The sequence below is a fragment of the Bacillus sp. WC2503 genome, from assembly GCF_052682895.1.
The window spans coordinates 4,910,001-4,930,104 of the sequence record NZ_JBQYMD010000001.1; the positions used below are offsets into that span (position 1 = coordinate 4,910,001).

Annotated in this window: 9 protein-coding genes and 6 rRNA genes (1 of these 15 running past the window's edge); 8 read left to right on the plus strand and 7 right to left on the minus strand. The window is 41.2% G+C overall.

Going from position 1 to position 20,104, the window contains the following annotated elements; translation table 11 throughout:
- Both ACUN26_RS25470 and rrf (ACUN26_RS25475) read left to right on the plus strand, forming a co-directional pair.
- Nucleotides 1-2,562 (plus strand): 23S ribosomal RNA (locus ACUN26_RS25470); it begins 360 nt to the left of the window's first position.
- 49 nt (nt 2,563-2,611) lie between these two features.
- A 5S ribosomal RNA gene (gene rrf / locus ACUN26_RS25475) occupies nt 2,612-2,727 on the plus strand.
- Between the two features lie 14 nt (nt 2,728-2,741).
- Here rrf (ACUN26_RS25475) and ACUN26_RS25480 read toward each other — a convergent pair.
- The 4 genes from ACUN26_RS25480 to ACUN26_RS25495 form a co-directional block, all read right to left on the minus strand.
- Entirely contained in the window at nt 2,742-3,818 is a 1,077-nt protein-coding gene (locus ACUN26_RS25480; RefSeq protein ID WP_000690969.1) for a glycosyltransferase WbsX family protein, read from the minus strand.
- Nucleotides 3,819-4,051: 233 nt separating this feature from the next.
- Entirely contained in the window at nt 4,052-4,924 is an 873-nt protein-coding gene (locus ACUN26_RS25485) for a class I SAM-dependent methyltransferase (RefSeq protein WP_001058697.1), read from the minus strand.
- Nucleotides 4,925-4,961: 37 nt separating this feature from the next.
- Nucleotides 4,962-5,675, minus strand: a complete 714-nt coding sequence (locus ACUN26_RS25490) for a class I SAM-dependent methyltransferase (RefSeq protein ID WP_000389968.1) — start codon at nt 5,673-5,675, stop codon at nt 4,962-4,964.
- A 216-nt stretch (nt 5,676-5,891) separates the two neighbouring features.
- Nucleotides 5,892-6,686, minus strand: coding sequence for a sulfotransferase family 2 domain-containing protein (locus ACUN26_RS25495; protein WP_000790071.1), 795 nt, complete (start codon nt 6,684-6,686; stop codon nt 5,892-5,894).
- A gap of 317 nt (nt 6,687-7,003) precedes the next feature.
- Between ACUN26_RS25495 and ACUN26_RS25500 the strand changes: the two genes are divergently transcribed.
- The gene (locus tag ACUN26_RS25500) at nt 7,004-7,948 is read left to right on the plus strand and encodes an NAD-dependent epimerase/dehydratase family protein (protein WP_001230838.1); all 945 of its coding nucleotides are present in this window, start codon (nt 7,004-7,006) and stop codon (nt 7,946-7,948) included.
- Nucleotides 7,949-7,986: 38 nt separating this feature from the next.
- On the opposite strand, the gene ACUN26_RS25505 is transcribed toward ACUN26_RS25500, so the two are convergent.
- Nucleotides 7,987-8,763, minus strand: a complete 777-nt coding sequence (locus tag ACUN26_RS25505; RefSeq protein ID WP_000642908.1) for a class I SAM-dependent methyltransferase — start codon at nt 8,761-8,763, stop codon at nt 7,987-7,989.
- A 65-nt stretch (nt 8,764-8,828) separates the two neighbouring features.
- Nucleotides 8,829-10,760: a glycosyltransferase gene (locus tag ACUN26_RS25510; protein WP_000558356.1), complete on the minus strand. Its 1,932-nt coding sequence runs from the start codon at nt 10,758-10,760 to the stop codon at nt 8,829-8,831.
- Nucleotides 10,761-11,293: 533 nt separating this feature from the next.
- Here ACUN26_RS25510 and ACUN26_RS25515 point away from each other — a divergent pair.
- From ACUN26_RS25515 to ACUN26_RS25530, 4 genes are all read left to right on the plus strand, one after another.
- A 16S ribosomal RNA gene (locus ACUN26_RS25515) occupies nt 11,294-12,845 on the plus strand.
- A 145-nt stretch (nt 12,846-12,990) separates the two neighbouring features.
- A 23S ribosomal RNA gene (locus tag ACUN26_RS25520) occupies nt 12,991-15,912 on the plus strand.
- Nucleotides 15,913-15,961: 49 nt separating this feature from the next.
- A 5S ribosomal RNA gene (gene rrf / locus ACUN26_RS25525) occupies nt 15,962-16,077 on the plus strand.
- Together the 16S, 23S and 5S rRNA genes form the textbook arrangement of a ribosomal RNA operon.
- Before the next feature lie 312 nt (nt 16,078-16,389).
- Nucleotides 16,390-17,295 (plus strand): DMT family transporter, encoded by a 906-nt coding sequence (locus ACUN26_RS25530; RefSeq protein ID WP_000658279.1) that lies wholly within the window; start codon nt 16,390-16,392, stop codon nt 17,293-17,295.
- Between the two features lie 105 nt (nt 17,296-17,400).
- On the opposite strand, the gene ACUN26_RS25535 is transcribed toward ACUN26_RS25530, so the two are convergent.
- Complete coding sequence (locus tag ACUN26_RS25535; RefSeq protein WP_000460466.1) at nt 17,401-18,192, minus strand: sulfotransferase family 2 domain-containing protein; 792 nt, start codon at nt 18,190-18,192, stop codon at nt 17,401-17,403.
- Nucleotides 18,193-18,507: 315 nt separating this feature from the next.
- Here ACUN26_RS25535 and ACUN26_RS25540 point away from each other — a divergent pair.
- Nucleotides 18,508-20,059: ribosomal RNA gene (locus ACUN26_RS25540) — 16S ribosomal RNA — on the plus strand.
- The last annotated feature ends 45 nt before the right edge of the window (nt 20,060-20,104 follow it).

The window sequence follows — 20,104 nt, forward strand, 5'->3', positions numbered from 1 at the left end:
GTCGTAGAGGGTAACAACCCCGTAGTCGAAACTTCGTTCTCTCTTGAATGTATCCTGAGTACGGCGGAACACGTGAAATTCCGTCGGAATCTGGGAGGACCATCTCCCAAGGCTAAATACTCCCTAGTGATCGATAGTGAACCAGTACCGTGAGGGAAAGGTGAAAAGCACCCCGGAAGGGGAGTGAAAGAGATCCTGAAACCGTGTGCCTACAAATAGTCAGAGCCCGTTAATGGGTGATGGCGTGCCTTTTGTAGAATGAACCGGCGAGTTACGATCCCGTGCAAGGTTAAGTTGAAGAGACGGAGCCGCAGCGAAAGCGAGTCTGAATAGGGCGTTTAGTACGTGGTCGTAGACCCGAAACCAGGTGATCTACCCATGTCCAGGGTGAAGTTCAGGTAACACTGAATGGAGGCCCGAACCCACGCACGTTGAAAAGTGCGGGGATGAGGTGTGGGTAGCGGAGAAATTCCAATCGAACCTGGAGATAGCTGGTTCTCCCCGAAATAGCTTTAGGGCTAGCCTTAAGTGTAAGAGTCTTGGAGGTAGAGCACTGATTGAACTAGGGGTCCTCATCGGATTACCGAATTCAGTCAAACTCCGAATGCCAATGACTTATCCTTAGGAGTCAGACTGCGAGTGATAAGATCCGTAGTCAAGAGGGAAACAGCCCAGATCGCCAGCTAAGGTCCCAAAGTGTGTATTAAGTGGAAAAGGATGTGGAGTTGCTTAGACAACTAGGATGTTGGCTTAGAAGCAGCCACCATTTAAAGAGTGCGTAATAGCTCACTAGTCGAGTGACTCTGCGCCGAAAATGTACCGGGGCTAAATACACCACCGAAGCTGCGAATTGATACCAATGGTATCAGTGGTAGGGGAGCGTTCTAAGTGCAGTGAAGTCAGACCGGAAGGACTGGTGGAGCGCTTAGAAGTGAGAATGCCGGTATGAGTAGCGAAAGACGGGTGAGAATCCCGTCCACCGAATGCCTAAGGTTTCCTGAGGAAGGCTCGTCCGCTCAGGGTTAGTCAGGACCTAAGCCGAGGCCGACAGGCGTAGGCGATGGACAACAGGTTGATATTCCTGTACCACCTCTTTATCGTTTGAGCAATGGAGGGACGCAGAAGGATAGAAGAAGCGTGCGATTGGTTGTGCACGTCCAAGCAGTTAGGCTGATAAGTAGGCAAATCCGCTTATCGTGAAGGCTGAGCTGTGATGGGGAAGCTCCTTATGGAGCGAAGTCTTTGATTCCCCGCTGCCAAGAAAAGCTTCTAGCGAGATAAAAGGTGCCTGTACCGCAAACCGACACAGGTAGGCGAGGAGAGAATCCTAAGGTGTGCGAGAGAACTCTGGTTAAGGAACTCGGCAAAATGACCCCGTAACTTCGGGAGAAGGGGTGCTTTCTTAACGGAAAGCCGCAGTGAATAGGCCCAAGCGACTGTTTAGCAAAAACACAGGTCTCTGCGAAGCCGTAAGGCGAAGTATAGGGGCTGACACCTGCCCGGTGCTGGAAGGTTAAGGAGAGGGGTTAGCGTAAGCGAAGCTCTGAACTGAAGCCCCAGTAAACGGCGGCCGTAACTATAACGGTCCTAAGGTAGCGAAATTCCTTGTCGGGTAAGTTCCGACCCGCACGAAAGGTGTAACGATTTGGGCACTGTCTCAACCAGAGACTCGGTGAAATTATAGTACCTGTGAAGATGCAGGTTACCCGCGACAGGACGGAAAGACCCCGTGGAGCTTTACTGTAGCCTGATATTGAATTTTGGTACAGTTTGTACAGGATAGGCGGGAGCCATTGAAACCGGAGCGCTAGCTTCGGTGGAGGCGCTGGTGGGATACCGCCCTGACTGTATTGAAATTCTAACCTACGGGTCTTATCGACCCGGGAGACAGTGTCAGGTGGGCAGTTTGACTGGGGCGGTCGCCTCCTAAAGTGTAACGGAGGCGCCCAAAGGTTCCCTCAGAATGGTTGGAAATCATTCGTAGAGTGCAAAGGCATAAGGGAGCTTGACTGCGAGACCTACAAGTCGAGCAGGGACGAAAGTCGGGCTTAGTGATCCGGTGGTTCCGCATGGAAGGGCCATCGCTCAACGGATAAAAGCTACCCCGGGGATAACAGGCTTATCTCCCCCAAGAGTCCACATCGACGGGGAGGTTTGGCACCTCGATGTCGGCTCATCGCATCCTGGGGCTGTAGTCGGTCCCAAGGGTTGGGCTGTTCGCCCATTAAAGCGGTACGCGAGCTGGGTTCAGAACGTCGTGAGACAGTTCGGTCCCTATCCGTCGTGGGCGTAGGAAATTTGAGAGGAGCTGTCCTTAGTACGAGAGGACCGGGATGGACGCACCGCTGGTGTACCAGTTGTTCTGCCAAGGGCATAGCTGGGTAGCTATGTGCGGAAGGGATAAGTGCTGAAAGCATCTAAGCATGAAGCCCCCCTCAAGATGAGATTTCCCATAGCGTAAGCTAGTAAGATCCCTGAAAGATGATCAGGTTGATAGGTTCGAGGTGGAAGCATGGTGACATGTGGAGCTGACGAATACTAATAGATCGAGGACTTAACCATATAATATGTAGCAAATGTTATCTAGTTTTGAAGGAATATGCCTTCATAGTTTGGTGATGATGGCAGAGAGGTCACACCCGTTCCCATACCGAACACGGAAGTTAAGCTCTCTAGCGCCGATGGTAGTTGGGACCTTGTCCCTGTGAGAGTAGGACGTCGCCAAGCAAGCTTAAGACGAGTCAGAATGACTCGTCTTTTTTGTATGCTTTCATACCTCTATCGATTGCCTTTTTAACCGCTTCTAAATAGGAAAATCCATATTTTTGATCTGGTTCTAAGTAGGTTCCTTCTGCCCATTCGTTCCACGCATTGATAAATAAAAACTCACTGTTATAAAGAGAGTAAGTACGATGAATTTGCTTACTTAAATAGATTGCGAACTTTTCAGGAGTAGAACCTATAAAAATACTGCTATTTGAATTTTTGCGTCGTGCAGTGTTATCCCAATCAACGAAAGCTCCAGGGAATGTTTTTTTCTTTGGAGGAAATCGCTTTAATATATACATCCATACTTTATCGTAGTCCCAAGCATTTAATTGCATACCAGACTCATATATTGTTTTATTTATGTCTGAAGAGCTATCATGGGCAATTGTATAAAATGGTTCAAACTGAATGCTAGCATCGAACCCATTTATATCAGGGAGTGGAAAACTGTTTAATGTTTCTGTAAAGTATATACCTTTTAAACCGTTTTCTCGTGCTAATGCATTCCAATAATTAAGCATTTTTTCACAATCAGGAATATGTCCCGGGCGATAAATAATGAATAGAGGTTTATCATCTATACGAATATATCTTTTATCTTGGAACGCTTGTAATAAATATTCAAAGTGCTCTTTCCAATCTGATACATCTCCATAATCTTGAGGCATTAATATATGTTTATCAAGACCATCCCAAGATCTTGTCCATGGCTCATTTGCCCAAGAAAGGCAAAATGGAAAATCTGGTTCCCCTATCTTAAGTACCTCATTAAAAGGTGTTTCTAATAGCCTCTTACCTTTAAACCAGTAGTGATAATAACAAAAACCATATATACCGTATGCTTTCGCGATTTCTGCTTGCCATTTTCTTACGGATGGGGTAGTTAAGTCATAATAAAAATCTTGATAAGGTTCCCTAGGTTGATAATGTCCTGAAAATAAAGGTTGTGCATTTTTAGTATTCGTCCATTCAGTAAAACCTTTACCCCACCAGCGATCATTTTCTTTTATTTGATGGAATTGTGGTAAGTAAAAAGCGATTATTTTCAAGCTATATCCCCCTTATGTTCTTCGAAGTTCAAGTGGTGGGAAGTTACTTTTGATTTTGTGGAGCAAGTTTAAAACGAGAGATTTTATATTCTCTTACTGTTTTTGTATGCTACGTATTGGATTTAGTTTTATAGTTTGCTTAATACGAGAGTCTTGGGTGCTCTCATATATATGTCTGAAATAAAAAGTATCATTCATCATGAAATTAAGCGGATTACTATGAACGAAAGAAGTTAATCTTTCTGGAGAACAAATAGGGCCTGTGGTAACCGGTTTACATCATCAAAAAAATCCCGCAGTTTTAGATACTTCTCATAATGCTTTTTAATATAGGTCATAGGTATAACAGTTTCTCCATAAAAGCTGCTATCTCTAACATCTCCTGCACCAGTAGGACTGTGTACAAAATTCCCATGTTCATAATCCGAGATAGCGCGATGTATATCTGGAAAAGCCTGAGATAAAGTTTTATGCCATCCTGTTTGAATTAATTCAGGGTGTTCCTTGAATTGTTGACAAAAATCGAGAAAATATCGTGCCTGTGTTGTTGCGATGAAGATTCCACCTGGACGCAGAATTCTTGAAAATTCTTTTATCCAATTTTCTGCAGTTTCTTCGGATAAATGTGAGAATACAGAATAAGCGAATATGATGTCTAATGAATTGTCACGAATAAATTCTACAGGAGGTTGTGGGCTTGCGGTTTTATATATCCCTCTTCCTAATGTTTCATTGCAAAGAGTAATCATGAAGGGGTCTACATCAATCCCAAGCAGATTTTCATCCCGAACATCTTTGAACAAGAAGCGTATAATTCGTCCCCAACCGCAACCAAAGTCTAAAACTTTACTTTCTTTATTCAAGGGAACCCCTAAATTTTGAGCGTATGTTTTTATATGACTATAAAACAAATATGCTTCATATAGGGCGTGTTCATAGGAAGCACCTACAAATTGTTTTTGGATTTCTTCAGGGGGGAACATAGGTACGGGTACACCGTTTATTGTTGTTTCTGAGCAACTTTGTATAAATAGATTTAGAAGTTCAACGTCAGATAATGGACTAACAAGGTTATCAAAATCACTTCCTAACTTAAAATTATTCATTTGTTAAACCTCCAAATTACATAATGATAAAATTTATTTACGATTTTTTTGTACTAATAAAAACATGCAAAAATTCAGCATCTAACCCTAATGATCTATCCTTTTGTAAATAAACAGTAGTATACATATTTGCCTGTGTGTAAATATATTCAATCATATCTAGCCCCCAATCAAATGTTACTAAAGACCCATTCTCATCGATAGGGTTTCCATGATAAATGGGCTCTTCAATATGCTCAATTACTTCTTTATTCACTCTTGCTCTTTGCACAGTCTTTGTGAGTGTATGATACCAAGGGACAGTAAATACATGAGCACCACCAGGTTTTAATACTCGTTCTATTTCTTTAAATGCCTTGTTTGGCGTCATGACATGTTCAAAAACATCTTGAGTAATGAATAAATCAAAAGATTCACTTGGGAAGGTCATGTCTTCTAAATTTTCACATCTAATTCCTTGAAAGTATTGGCCGAGAGGATAGTTTTTAAAGTATTGAGAATATGTATAGTTTTTACAGTTTTTTATTAGTAGCTGAGTTGTAATTCCTCCAGGAGAGGATTCGTGGATATTATAGGAATTCCATTTTGGAAAAAATGTATTTAAAACATGGATTAAAGCTCGCTGCCTTGGTATAGATTGGCATGTAGAACATAAGTAATGATCTCTAAGCCAATCATTATGTTCTATAAATGTAGTTTCCTTCTCGCAAATAACGCAATACCCAGTATTGTGTTTCAAATTGTCTTCCACATGACATCACTCCTGTTTTAAATGCAATGTATTGATGGATAGTATGACACACTTCAACAATCAAAGGAATCAAAGAGAGTGGCTGAAAATTAGGAAACTCATACAAGTACGATTGATAGAAGGGGATAACCAGCTGAGGGATAATCTCGCGCGAATTACAGTGTCAATTTATGCTATGCGAGACATTCGCTTTTATTCATTGAAGAATGTATAGACTTAAAATATCCCTTTCTTGTATGGATACATTTCAAAGTCCTGTGCATATATTTCTGTAACTAAATCCATAGTTTCTTTATCGTAAAAGCTTTTATATGTTGGAAATCGGGGGAAGGCTTCATCTGTAATGCTAAGTTCTGCATAGCTGCCTTCATACATCATCTTATGAGTGCGATGATGATCTGAATTCGTAAGTATGGCTAGGTCGGACTTAATTAAACCGTATTCGTCTTCTATTTTGGGAATTTGCTTATTAAAATCTTCTAAAGGTATGTAGCGTTGGATGAAGGCTTCTTCCCCCTGAACATATTGCTGACTAAAATGTATATCCATTACTAGGGAGTTGGGACCAAGTGCTTGAACGTAATATAAAAATTGTTTAAATGATATTCCTTCATTACTATATTTGTCATTATAAAAACATTTTCGGATACTTTCCCATTGTGGGCTAGCATATGGATTGTCAGCAAGTAATAGAAATGAGCTAACGGCCCTTGTATAGGGATTTCGTACGAGTTTACAAACATCTTTTTTCCCTTTTAGAAGAACATTTTGTAACTCAGGTATGTAATTTTCTTTGTTTTTGTATACCCAGAACTCATAGTAATGAATAAAGTCATTGTATTTCTTTGCTTCAGTATATAATCCAATTTGAAAAAAGAACCAATTAGCTAATGTGGTGCATCCGCTTCTATGACTCCAAAATAGTATAAGGGGAAAGTCTTTATGGAAGTGTGGAATTCGATCTTTATGTAGAATTACGTGGTTTAAAAGTTTTTGATTTATATTTTTCATGAGTTCTGTACTCCTTTTTCGAGAGTTTTGTGTATGTAGAAGCTTCTTTAAATGGAATACACGAGTGGAAATATAGGAAGAGAAGGTTGATTTTTTATTAATAAACTATATTCATGGGGGTGAGTAAATATTATGAGTGTTTTTTCGGACACTTTAGATAAGGTAGTGATTCTAAAATGAAAATATAAAATAAAGATAATGAAAATGTATAAGGGGCATACAATTACAAGAGGATGAATAATAAAAATGATCGAGTTCATGTATTTGCATTTCTAGGTGTGACGAGTAAAAAATTTGCTTACTAGAGAGAGGATATTATGAGGAAGAATAATTATTTAATAGTAGGTGGAAATAGTTTCATTGGTATTAACCTCACGTTAGGTTTATTAGAACAGGGGCAAAATGTAAAAGTATTTTCCAGGCATATAAATAATTTTCCTCGAAATATTATAAATGAAGTTGAATTTATTACAGGTGATTTAGAAAATGTTGAAGATATATATAAAGCTTTAGTGAATGTGGATATTATTATTTATTTAGCTGCGACGTCTAATGTAGCAACTTCCATCGAAGATATTTTTGGGGATATTAACAGTAGCCTTTTTTTTCTTAATTTCATGGAAAGTGTTAAAGATTTTCGTATTAAAAAAATTGTATTAGCATCTTCAGGGGGTACAGTTTATGGGGAACCTGAATATTTGCCTATTGATGAGAAGCATCCGTTGAAACCACTTTCTCCATATGGAATCACAAAAGTTTCGCTTGAGAATTATTTGTATTTTTATAAGCGAAACTACGGCATCGACTATGTTGTATGTAGATACTCTAATCCATATGGGAAATATCAAAATCCTTTAAAGAAAGTTGGGGCAATAAATTGTTTTTTGTACCAACATCTTAGTAATGAAAGGATTAATATATACGGGAATCCACAAGAGATTATTAGAGATTATATTTATATCGATGATTTAGTTGAAATTACTATACAACTATCACAATTAAATCGATTGAAATCTTGTGTATATAATATAGGAAGTGGCAAAGGTCTTTCTTTAAAACGAATTATAGTGGAATTGGAGAAAATAACAGAAAGAAAAGTAGACTTTATCTGTTATAAACCAAAACAAGAAAATGTTCAAAAAATCATTTTAAATATAGATAAGGTGAGACAAGAATTTAATTGGGAACCTAAAATAGATTTCAAAAGTGGAATTAGATTAAATAAGTTATGGATTGAAGAGTTCTTATATAGTAAAAAATAATAAACCATGCTCTACTTATATAAGCAGAGCATGGTTTATTATTTTATTTCTTTTTTTATTACCCAAAGATCTTGATGATCCCACCAAAACCCTTCAGTGTATTTTTTAATGATAGGGTTATAGGGTAATAACTTAATTTTGTCACACACGTAAGAGGGGCTAACTATCGTTTGGCCATATTGGTTAACATCTAAATCGAATTGTTCACTAGAAGGAAGGAACCAATAGCCTTGTTCATTTAAATTTGGAAATCCAAAGTATTTTTTACTTTGATACCCATGGGTGGTGAAAATGAATAAACCACCAGGTGAAACAGCACTATACAATGTTTGAAGCCAACGAAACCAAGTTGTATCAGGCATATGAGAAAAAAAGGATAGACAAAAAACAATATCGTACGTAGAAGTTTCCAATTTTAAATGTTCAGGTTCAGGATGAGATAATATAGAAGAATGATTTAATGTGTTTTCAATAAAAGTAATAGCTTCTTCATGTATATCACAAGCAGTTATACTCAAGTTTGCTTGTAGATTTAATAAATGGCGTGTTACGCAGCCATATCCAGATGCAAATTCTAATAATTTAATTGGATTGTCTGCAGGAGGATAAAAGGAAGTAATTAAGTCTAAGAGTATTTGTGCTGATTTTTGTCCATCTTTAAAATAATAATCTATCGCTTCTTTTTTAGAAGGAAAGACTGGATTAGTGACAAGGAACTGAAAAATGTGATCCTCAGGATGGATATTTGCGTTTACATTGTAGTTGTTTGCGATTTGAGAAATTAAGTTTTTATTTTCCTCTATAAATGCTTTCAAAGAGTATTCCCCCTAAATAATAGTAGCGTCTTATAAAAAATGCGGATAGTAAATAAAGTTCAAGGCTAAATGTTCAAGTATGTTTTTAGGTATTTTCTATATGTATACATCTTCATTTTAGAAATATCGTCGATAGTAAAGTTCTGTTTAATGAAATTCTGCATTTGTACAACTTCATTATAATGAGAATATGAATCTTCTGTTTTCGTTACACTATTTGTATGTCGTCTATGATAGTTTAGGGACTTTGGATTAAAGTGAATATGTCCCTCTTGCAGGATGGAAACATAGAAAAACCAATCACCAGCAACTTTAAATTTTGCTAGTTGTTTTTCTGTGTTTTTTATATCTATGTTTTTAAAAACTACACTTGAGACATTAGGTATAGTGTTTTTAATAAGTAACGTATCTTGTATTTCATCTATGCCTTTTCGAAAATAGGGGGTTTTCCATTTTTCTTTATCGATATCATTTGTGTAATTTAAATAATGATCAGCTATTACATTTCCTTGTTCGTCTATTTGTTTTGATTGTGTGTAGCTTAAGGTAACCTTGTTATTTATATGAAATCCATGTATCACCTCTTGTAAAAATGTCTTCTCACATAAGTCATCTGATTCTGCGATCCAAATATAATCACCGGTTGCTTCGGAGATTCCTTTTATCCATTGTTTAAATACAGAACCAGAGTTTTTTTCGTTAATAATTCGTTGAACTTTCAGATGAGGCTTATTTTCTTTTGAGAGCAGCTTTTCAAATGTTGATACGCTATTGTCAGTAGAGGCGTCGTCTAGGAAAATTAGTTCGTAAAGGGGGTAGGTTTGGTTTAATATTGATCTGACTCGGTCAGGTAAGTAGTGTTCATAATTATAGTTTGGTACAATTACACTTATTTTTTTGTAATTATGTTCGAGAAGCGCTAATAATTGATAAATGTAATTAAGAAAATTAAAGTTTTTTTCAATGAGCTCTTGGCCAAAGCTCCCCTTTTGTAAGCGTAACTCTTCATCTCCAATAAGTTCATATATTCTTTCGACCATTTTTGGTAAGTTTAAAAAGTCTACTAAGGCACCGGTTTTTTCTGTAACAACATCCTCAAAACCTCCAGCATTTTTAAAACCTATCACAGGAACCTTTGTATCTAATGCTTCTAAAACAACATTTGGAAAAGGGTCTTCCCTTGAGGTTAATAAATATAAATCAGCCCCGGCATTATATAAACCGATATCTGGAGTAGGATCAACTAATGTGAAATGTGCTTTATATCTTGGTGATAGAGTATCCATAAGATGAACATCTGTTCTCCCTACCCAAATAAAATGAATATTAGTATGAACCTTTCTTACTGAGTAAGCAATAAATGAGAATAAATCTATTCCTTTTCGATAATCGGCGAAACCTACACCTAAAATAATTTTACTATCTAGAGGCAGGTTGAGTTTTTTGCGTAATTCATTTCTAGCCACTGTAATATTATTCTTATAAGGATTGTGGTTAAATAAACCTTGAGGGAGAATGTGACATTTTTGATGATCTAATTGCGTGATTGTAAGGAATTTTTCATATACGTATTGTGAAGGGAAGACAATTTTGTAAGCAGATTCAGCAATGTTTCTAGCTTTTCCTTCGGCAGAGTACTGTTGTATTAAATGCGGTAATTCATGTATTAACGAAATAACTTTTATATTGTGCCTAGCTAGTAATGCAACCATATCACCACTTATGACCGTACTGCATATGGCAATGGTATAGTCTTGTGATAATAAAGTCTTTATTAATAATTCGACCGTTTCTTCCGTGGGGTAGTCTTCCTCTAAGCAATAAACAGGACCATATTTTTGAAAATCGGGGATTAAAATGCCTGATCCAATAGAAATAATTGCGACGGAGTAATCGAAGTTTTCTTTAAGAGCTTTAATAGTATGTAAAGAAAGCAGCTGTGCTCCGTGGAAATGGGCATCATGGGATACATAAATGATTTTCTTATTAACATGCATTTCATAACGCCTCCTAAGTTTATTAGATTTCTTTACCTTTCTATCGACTTAGTAAAGGAAAAGAAGATAAGGAAGTATTTTATTTATAATCCCCCTAGAGATAAGCGAGAGGGGAAAATGGTAATTTTAGCTCGGGTGCACTACTACCCTTAATATATATTTACTTAGCCTGACATTCATTCTTTAGAAAAGTATTAGTATTAAGCTAAAGGTTATAAATTGTCGATTATTAATTTAACTAAAGGAGTTTTAGAATCTCTAGGGATGGATTAGAAATTAAGAGGTTTATAATTTATAAAATAAAAAACATAAAAGGTATTGACGATTAAGGGTTAGAAGTGTAATATAGAACAAGTCGCCGATGCAATAACGCAGAAAACGACAAACGAAACAAAAAACTTAGTTGACATTGAAACATGAAGATGTTAACATAAGGGAGTCGCAAATGAGCGACCAAGTAGTTCTTTGAAAACTGAACGAAACAAACAACGTGAAACGTCAATTTTTATTTTTAGATGCTAGACAAACTAACTTTATTGGAGAGTTTGATCCTGGCTCAGGATGAACGCTGGCGGCGTGCCTAATACATGCAAGTCGAGCGAATGGATTGAGAGCTTGCTCTCAAGAAGTTAGCGGCGGACGGGTGAGTAACACGTGGGTAACCTGCCCATAAGACTGGGATAACTCCGGGAAACCGGGGCTAATACCGGATAACATTTTGAACTGCATGGTTCGAAATTGAAAGGCGGCTTCGGCTGTCACTTATGGATGGACCCGCGTCGCATTAGCTAGTTGGTGAGGTAACGGCTCACCAAGGCAACGATGCGTAGCCGACCTGAGAGGGTGATCGGCCACACTGGGACTGAGACACGGCCCAGACTCCTACGGGAGGCAGCAGTAGGGAATCTTCCGCAATGGACGAAAGTCTGACGGAGCAACGCCGCGTGAGTGATGAAGGCTTTCGGGTCGTAAAACTCTGTTGTTAGGGAAGAACAAGTGCTAGTTGAATAAGCTGGCACCTTGACGGTACCTAACCAGAAAGCCACGGCTAACTACGTGCCAGCAGCCGCGGTAATACGTAGGTGGCAAGCGTTATCCGGAATTATTGGGCGTAAAGCGCGCGCAGGTGGTTTCTTAAGTCTGATGTGAAAGCCCACGGCTCAACCGTGGAGGGTCATTGGAAACTGGGAGACTTGAGTGCAGAAGAGGAAAGTGGAATTCCATGTGTAGCGGTGAAATGCGTAGAGATATGGAGGAACACCAGTGGCGAAGGCGACTTTCTGGTCTGTAACTGACACTGAGGCGCGAAAGCGTGGGGAGCAAACAGGATTAGATACCCTGGTAGTCCACGCCGTAAACGATGAGTGCTAAGTGTTAGAGGGTTTCCGCCCTTTAGTGCTGAAGTTAACGCATTAAGCACTCCGCCTGGGGAGTACGGCCGCAAGGCTGAAACTCAAAGGAATTGACGGGGGCCCGCACAAGCGGTGGAGCATGTGGTTTAATTCGAAGCAACGCGAAGAACCTTACCAGGTCTTGACATCCTCTGAAAACCCTAGAGATAGGGCTTCTCCTTCGGGAGCAGAGTGACAGGTGGTGCATGGTTGTCGTCAGCTCGTGTCGTGAGATGTTGGGTTAAGTCCCGCAACGAGCGCAACCCTTGATCTTAGTTGCCATCATTAAGTTGGGCACTCTAAGGTGACTGCCGGTGACAAACCGGAGGAAGGTGGGGATGACGTCAAATCATCATGCCCCTTATGACCTGGGCTACACACGTGCTACAATGGACGGTACAAAGAGCTGCAAGACCGCGAGGTGGAGCTAATCTCATAAAACCGTTCTCAGTTCGGATTGTAGGCTGCAACTCGCCTACATGAAGCTGGAATCGCTAGTAATCGCGGATCAGCATGCCGCGGTGAATACGTTCCCGGGCCTTGTACACACCGCCCGTCACACCACGAGAGTTTGTAACACCCGAAGTCGGTGGGGTAACCTTTTTGGAGCCAGCCGCCTAAGGTGGGACAGATGATTGGGGTGAAGTCGTAACAAGGTAGCCGTATCGGAAGGTGCGGCTGGATCACCTCCTTTCTATGGAGAATTGATGAACGCTGTTCATCAATATAAGTTTCCGTGTTTCGTTTTGTTCAGTTTTGAGAGAACTATCTCTCATATATAAATGTATGTTCTTTGAAAACTAGATAACAGTGTAGCTCATATTTTTTAATTTTAGTTTGGTTAAGTTAGAAAGGGCGCACGGTGGATGCCTTGACACTAGGAGTCGATGAAGGACGGGACTAACGCCGATATGCTTCGGGGAGCTGTAAGTAAGCTTTGATCCGAAGATTTCCGAATGGGGAAACCCACTATACGTAATGGTATGGTATCCTTACCTGAATACATAGGGTATGGAAGACAGACCCAGGGAACTGAAACATCTAAGTACCTGGAGGAAGAGAAAGCAAATGCGATTTCCTGAGTAGCGGCGAGCGAAACGGAATCTAGCCCAAACCAAGAGGCTTGCCTCTTGGGGTTGTAGGACATTCTATACGGAGTTACAAAGGAACGAGGTAGACGAAGCGACCTGGAAAGGTCCGTCGTAGAGGGTAACAACCCCGTAGTCGAAACTTCGTTCTCTCTTGAATGTATCCTGAGTACGGCGGAACACGTGAAATTCCGTCGGAATCTGGGAGGACCATCTCCCAAGGCTAAATACTCCCTAGTGATCGATAGTGAACCAGTACCGTGAGGGAAAGGTGAAAAGCACCCCGGAAGGGGAGTGAAAGAGATCCTGAAACCGTGTGCCTACAAATAGTCAGAGCCCGTTAATGGGTGATGGCGTGCCTTTTGTAGAATGAACCGGCGAGTTACGATCCCGTGCAAGGTTAAGTTGAAGAGACGGAGCCGCAGCGAAAGCGAGTCTGAATAGGGCGTTTAGTACGTGGTCGTAGACCCGAAACCAGGTGATCTACCCATGTCCAGGGTGAAGTTCAGGTAACACTGAATGGAGGCCCGAACCCACGCACGTTGAAAAGTGCGGGGATGAGGTGTGGGTAGCGGAGAAATTCCAATCGAACCTGGAGATAGCTGGTTCTCCCCGAAATAGCTTTAGGGCTAGCCTTAAGTGTAAGAGTCTTGGAGGTAGAGCACTGATTGAACTAGGGGTCCTCATCGGATTACCGAATTCAGTCAAACTCCGAATGCCAATGACTTATCCTTAGGAGTCAGACTGCGAGTGATAAGATCCGTAGTCAAGAGGGAAACAGCCCAGATCGCCAGCTAAGGTCCCAAAGTGTGTATTAAGTGGAAAAGGATGTGGAGTTGCTTAGACAACTAGGATGTTGGCTTAGAAGCAGCCACCATTTAAAGAGTGCGTAATAGCTCACTAGTCGAGTGACTCTGCGCCGAAAATGTACCGGGGCTAAATACACCACCGAAGCTGCGAATTGATACCAATGGTATCAGTGGTAGGGGAGCGTTCTAAGTGCAGTGAAGTCAGACCGGAAGGACTGGTGGAGCGCTTAGAAGTGAGAATGCCGGTATGAGTAGCGAAAGACGGGTGAGAATCCCGTCCACCGAATGCCTAAGGTTTCCTGAGGAAGGCTCGTCCGCTCAGGGTTAGTCAGGACCTAAGCCGAGGCCGACAGGCGTAGGCGATGGACAACAGGTTGATATTCCTGTACCACCTCTTTATCGTTTGAGCAATGGAGGGACGCAGAAGGATAGAAGAAGCGTGCGATTGGTTGTGCACGTCCAAGCAGTTAGGCTGATAAGTAGGCAAATCCGCTTATCGTGAAGGCTGAGCTGTGATGGGGAAGCTCCTTATGGAGCGAAGTCTTTGATTCCCCGCTGCCAAGAAAAGCTTCTAGCGAGATAAAAGGTGCCTGTACCGCAAACCGACACAGGTAGGCGAGGAGAGAATCCTAAGGTGTGCGAGAGAACTCTGGTTAAGGAACTCGGCAAAATGACCCCGTAACTTCGGGAGAAGGGGTGCTTTCTTAACGGAAAGCCGCAGTGAATAGGCCCAAGCGACTGTTTAGCAAAAACACAGGTCTCTGCGAAGCCGTAAGGCGAAGTATAGGGGCTGACACCTGCCCGGTGCTGGAAGGTTAAGGAGAGGGGTTAGCGTAAGCGAAGCTCTGAACTGAAGCCCCAGTAAACGGCGGCCGTAACTATAACGGTCCTAAGGTAGCGAAATTCCTTGTCGGGTAAGTTCCGACCCGCACGAAAGGTGTAACGATTTGGGCACTGTCTCAACCAGAGACTCGGTGAAATTATAGTACCTGTGAAGATGCAGGTTACCCGCGACAGGACGGAAAGACCCCGTGGAGCTTTACTGTAGCCTGATATTGAATTTTGGTACAGTTTGTACAGGATAGGCGGGAGCCATTGAAACCGGAGCGCTAGCTTCGGTGGAGGCGCTGGTGGGATACCGCCCTGACTGTATTGAAATTCTAACCTACGGGTCTTATCGACCCGGGAGACAGTGTCAGGTGGGCAGTTTGACTGGGGCGGTCGCCTCCTAAAGTGTAACGGAGGCGCCCAAAGGTTCCCTCAGAATGGTTGGAAATCATTCGTAGAGTGCAAAGGCATAAGGGAGCTTGACTGCGAGACCTACAAGTCGAGCAGGGACGAAAGTCGGGCTTAGTGATCCGGTGGTTCCGCATGGAAGGGCCATCGCTCAACGGATAAAAGCTACCCCGGGGATAACAGGCTTATCTCCCCCAAGAGTCCACATCGACGGGGAGGTTTGGCACCTCGATGTCGGCTCATCGCATCCTGGGGCTGTAGTCGGTCCCAAGGGTTGGGCTGTTCGCCCATTAAAGCGGTACGCGAGCTGGGTTCAGAACGTCGTGAGACAGTTCGGTCCCTATCCGTCGTGGGCGTAGGAAATTTGAGAGGAGCTGTCCTTAGTACGAGAGGACCGGGATGGACGCACCGCTGGTGTACCAGTTGTTCTGCCAAGGGCATAGCTGGGTAGCTATGTGCGGAAGGGATAAGTGCTGAAAGCATCTAAGCATGAAGCCCCCCTCAAGATGAGATTTCCCATAGCGTAAGCTAGTAAGATCCCTGAAAGATGATCAGGTTGATAGGTTCGAGGTGGAAGCATGGTGACATGTGGAGCTGACGAATACTAATAGATCGAGGACTTAACCATATAATATGTAGCAAATGTTATCTAGTTTTGAAGGAATATGCCTTCATAGTTTGGTGATGATGGCAGAGAGGTCACACCCGTTCCCATACCGAACACGGAAGTTAAGCTCTCTAGCGCCGATGGTAGTTGGGACCTTGTCCCTGTGAGAGTAGGACGTCGCCAAGCAAAAACCTAAGTCGATTCGACTTAGGTTTTTTTATGTTTATTTTTATTTATCAGCTGTTATAATCTATAATTTTAATAGTCCTAAAGAAGAAAAAAGATAAAATAGAAACGATATAAAGTGATAAGAAGGTTATAAAGTAATATATTTAAATGTAAATTAAAGGTAAGAATTACCTTTTGCATGAATTTAGTTGTAAAATGAACAAAAAAATTTTTACTCTTACATAACCTCTTTGTTTTTTTAGGGTTTTACATAAGGCTGAATCTATAATTAAGGTAGTTAACATATATTTTTGATGGGTGTGGGGGATTATGAAAGAAATATGCATGTTATTAGTGGCTGTTATATTATGGGGGACAGCCATTGCGCCAACGAAATGGGCGTTAGAATCTATTCAACCGTTTACTTTGTTGTTTATTCGTCTTTTCTTTGCGGGTGGAATTTGTATGCTATTCTCATTTAAACAACTACAAAAATCAGTTGTACATAAAAAAGTTCCATGGAAAAGAATGAGTTTGTTAGCTTTTACCGGTGTAGCTGGATATTTTATGTTTACATCCTACGGCATTTCTTTAACAAGTGGATTACATGTTAGTATCATAGATGCTGCATTACCATTAGTTACAATTCTATTTTCAGCATTCTTTTTGAAAGAGAAAATTCGGTTGAATTATTGGATAGGAATTATATTGGGGGCTATAGGAGTACTCTTTATTACGATTCCATCTAAAGGTGTTGATCAAGAAGTATCTTTAATAGGAGATGTACTTATATTATTGAGCACTTTTCTATTTGCTTTCTACACAGTTTTGTTAAAACGACCAAAACAAGAACAGTATTTATCAAATGAGGTATTTACCACATTAACTTTAATTATCGGAGCTGTTATTCTATTGCCGTTTGCCTTGGTAGAAATTCTTTATTACGGTTTCCCAAAGATTGAAACTTGGAAAACGGGATTTAGTGTAATGTACCTTGTTATTGGAGCAACAATTTTAGCATATTGGTTCTGGAATAAAGCGCTAGAGAGAGTTTCTGCATCAGTAAGTGGATTATATTTAAATGCATTACCGTTAATAAGCATTGTTACTTCAATTATCCTATTAAATGAATCTCTGACATGGAGGGTAATAATGGGGGCAAGTCTAGTTTTAATTGGAGTAGGATGGGCGGATAAGCAAAAAATACGTAATCTATTAAAAGGTAATAAGGTGTAGAGTCGGGACTGTTAAACAGTATGTTTTATATAATTAAAAATGTTAAAAAGATACCTTATATATATGAGGTATCTTTTTATATTTAGCAAAGAAAATAGACTGAAATTAGTATGGATATTCTTTGCTATATCTATATGTATCGAAATCATTTTGAAATATTGTTTGAACGAGCTGCATACACTCAGTATCGTAAAAACTTTCGAAAGTAGGATGGCGAGGGAATAAAGGATTCGTAATATCGGCTTCACTAAAATCCCCTTTATAAATCATGGTGGGAGTTTGATGATGCCAAGATGTTGAGAACTCATTTATTGGTGCAACTTTTAATTCGAAACGCTTTTCTAATTCTTTCATTTCCTGATTGAAGTTTTCTAAGTATATATAATTGGTCACATATTCTTCTTCACCAGTTATATATTGTTGTGTGAAATGTGGGTTAATGTCATCTGCTTGAGCACCTTTAATAAATAAGTAGTATAGAAATTGTTTAAATGAGATCCCTTTAGGAGAGTTTTCATCTTGATATAAAAACTTTCGGATGGGTTTCCATTCGGGATTTTCCACATAAGGAGGTGCAATTAAGGATACGAAAGAACTGACTGCCCTCCTATAAGGGTTGCGAACAAGTTTAAAAGTTTCTTTTTGTTTTTCTCGTAACGCTATACCTAGTTGTACACTATAGGCAGGTGTATTTTTGTATATATGATATTCATAATTATGAATGAAAGGGCTGTAGCTTAGAGCTGTTTGTAATAAATCAATCTGGTAAAAGAACCAATTAGCAAGAGAGGTGCAACCGCTTTTTTGACTCCAAAATAGAATGATGGGGAAATTTCTATGATAGTTTGGAATTCTTGAATGGGTGCTTATGATGCGTAATACAGAAGAATCGAACAATCTCTACACTCCTTTCAGTTATCTTATTAATATGTATGAGAAATAAAGAAGGGGTATGAGAGTATCTTTCATCTTTTAAAAAAAAACGAAAGATTAATATTGACTATTATTATATTGAGGTGTAATATAAAACAAGTCGCCGATGCAATAATGCAGAAAACGACAAACGAAATAAAAAAACTTAGTTGACATTGAAACATGAAGATGTTAACATAAGGGAGTCGCAAATGAGCGACCAAGTAGTTCTTTGAAAACTGAACGAAACAAACAACGTGAAACGTCAATTTTTATTTTTAGATGCTAGACAAACTAACTTTATTGGAGAGTTTGATCCTGGCTCAGGATGAACGCTGGCGGCGTGCCTAATACATGCAAGTCGAGCGAATGGATTGAGAGCTTGCTCTCAAGAAGTTAGCGGCGGACGGGTGAGTAACACGTGGGTAACCTGCCCATAAGACTGGGATAACTCCGGGAAACCGGGGCTAATACCGGATAACATTTTGAACTGCATGGTTCGAAATTGAAAGGCGGCTTCGGCTGTCACTTATGGATGGACCCGCGTCGCATTAGCTAGTTGGTGAGGTAACGGCTCACCAAGGCAACGATGCGTAGCCGACCTGAGAGGGTGATCGGCCACACTGGGACTGAGACACGGCCCAGACTCCTACGGGAGGCAGCAGTAGGGAATCTTCCGCAATGGACGAAAGTCTGACGGAGCAACGCCGCGTGAGTGATGAAGGCTTTCGGGTCGTAAAACTCTGTTGTTAGGGAAGAACAAGTGCTAGTTGAATAAGCTGGCACCTTGACGGTACCTAACCAGAAAGCCACGGCTAACTACGTGCCAGCAGCCGCGGTAATACGTAGGTGGCAAGCGTTATCCGGAATTATTGGGCGTAAAGCGCGCGCAGGTGGTTTCTTAAGTCTGATGTGAAAGCCCACGGCTCAACCGTGGAGGGTCATTGGAAACTGGGAGACTTGAGTGCAGAAGAGGAAAGTGGAATTCCATGTGTAGCGGTGAAATGCGTAGAGATATGGAGGAACACCAGTGGCGAAGGCGACTTTCTGGTCTGTAACTGACACTGAGGCGCGAAAGCGTGGGGAGCAAACAGGATTAGATACCCTGGTAGTCCACGCCGTAAACGATGAGTGCTAAGTGTTAGAGGGTTTCCGCCCTTTAGTGCTGAAGTTAACGCATTAAGCACTCCGCCTGGGGAGTACGGCCGCAAGGCTGAAACTCAAAGGAATTGACGGGGGCCCGCACAAGCGGTGGAGCATGTGGTTTAATTCGAAGCAACGCGAAGAACCTTACCAGGTCTTGACATCCTCTGAAAACCCTAGAGATAGGGCTTCTCCTTCGGGAGCAGAGTGACAGGTGGTGCATGGTTGTCGTCAGCTCGTGTCGTGAGATGTTGGGTTAAGTCCCGCAACGAGCGCAACCCTTGATCTTAGTTGCCATCATTAAGTTGGGCACTCTAAGGTGACTGCCGGTGACAAACCGGAGGAAGGTGGGGATGACGTCAAATCATCATGCCCCTTATGACCTGGGCTACACACGTGCTACAATGGACGGTACAAAGAGCTGCAAGACCGCGAGGTGGAGCTAATCTCATAAAACCGTTCTCAGTTCGGATTGTAGGCTGCAACTCGCCTACATGAAGCTGGAATCGCTAGTAATCGCGGATCAGCATGCCGCGGTGAATACGTTCCCGGGCCTTGTACACACCGCCCGTCACACCACGAGAGTTTGTAACACCCGAAGTCGGTGGGGTAACCTTTTTGGAGCCAGCCGCCTAAGGTGGGACAGATGATTGGGGTGAAGTCGTAACAAGGTAGCCGTATCGGAAGGTGCGGCTGGATCACCTCCTTTCTATGGAGAATTGATGAACGCTGTTCATCAATATAAGTTTCCGTG

What these genes read in the sequence shown, in the direction of transcription:
- ACUN26_RS25500 (WP_001230838.1), top strand. Translation starts at nt 7,004, where the DNA reads ATGAGGAAGAATAATTATTTAATAGTAGGTGGAAATAGTTTCATTGGT.
- ACUN26_RS25530 (WP_000658279.1), top strand. Translation starts at nt 16,390, where the DNA reads ATGAAAGAAATATGCATGTTATTAGTGGCTGTTATATTATGGGGGACA.
- ACUN26_RS25485 (WP_001058697.1), bottom strand. Translation starts at nt 4,924, where the DNA reads ATGAATAATTTTAAGTTAGGAAGTGATTTTGATAACCTTGTTAGTCCA.
- ACUN26_RS25510 (WP_000558356.1), bottom strand. Translation starts at nt 10,760, where the DNA reads ATGCATGTTAATAAGAAAATCATTTATGTATCCCATGATGCCCATTTC.
- ACUN26_RS25495 (WP_000790071.1), bottom strand. Translation starts at nt 6,686, where the DNA reads ATGAAAAATATAAATCAAAAACTTTTAAACCACGTAATTCTACATAAA.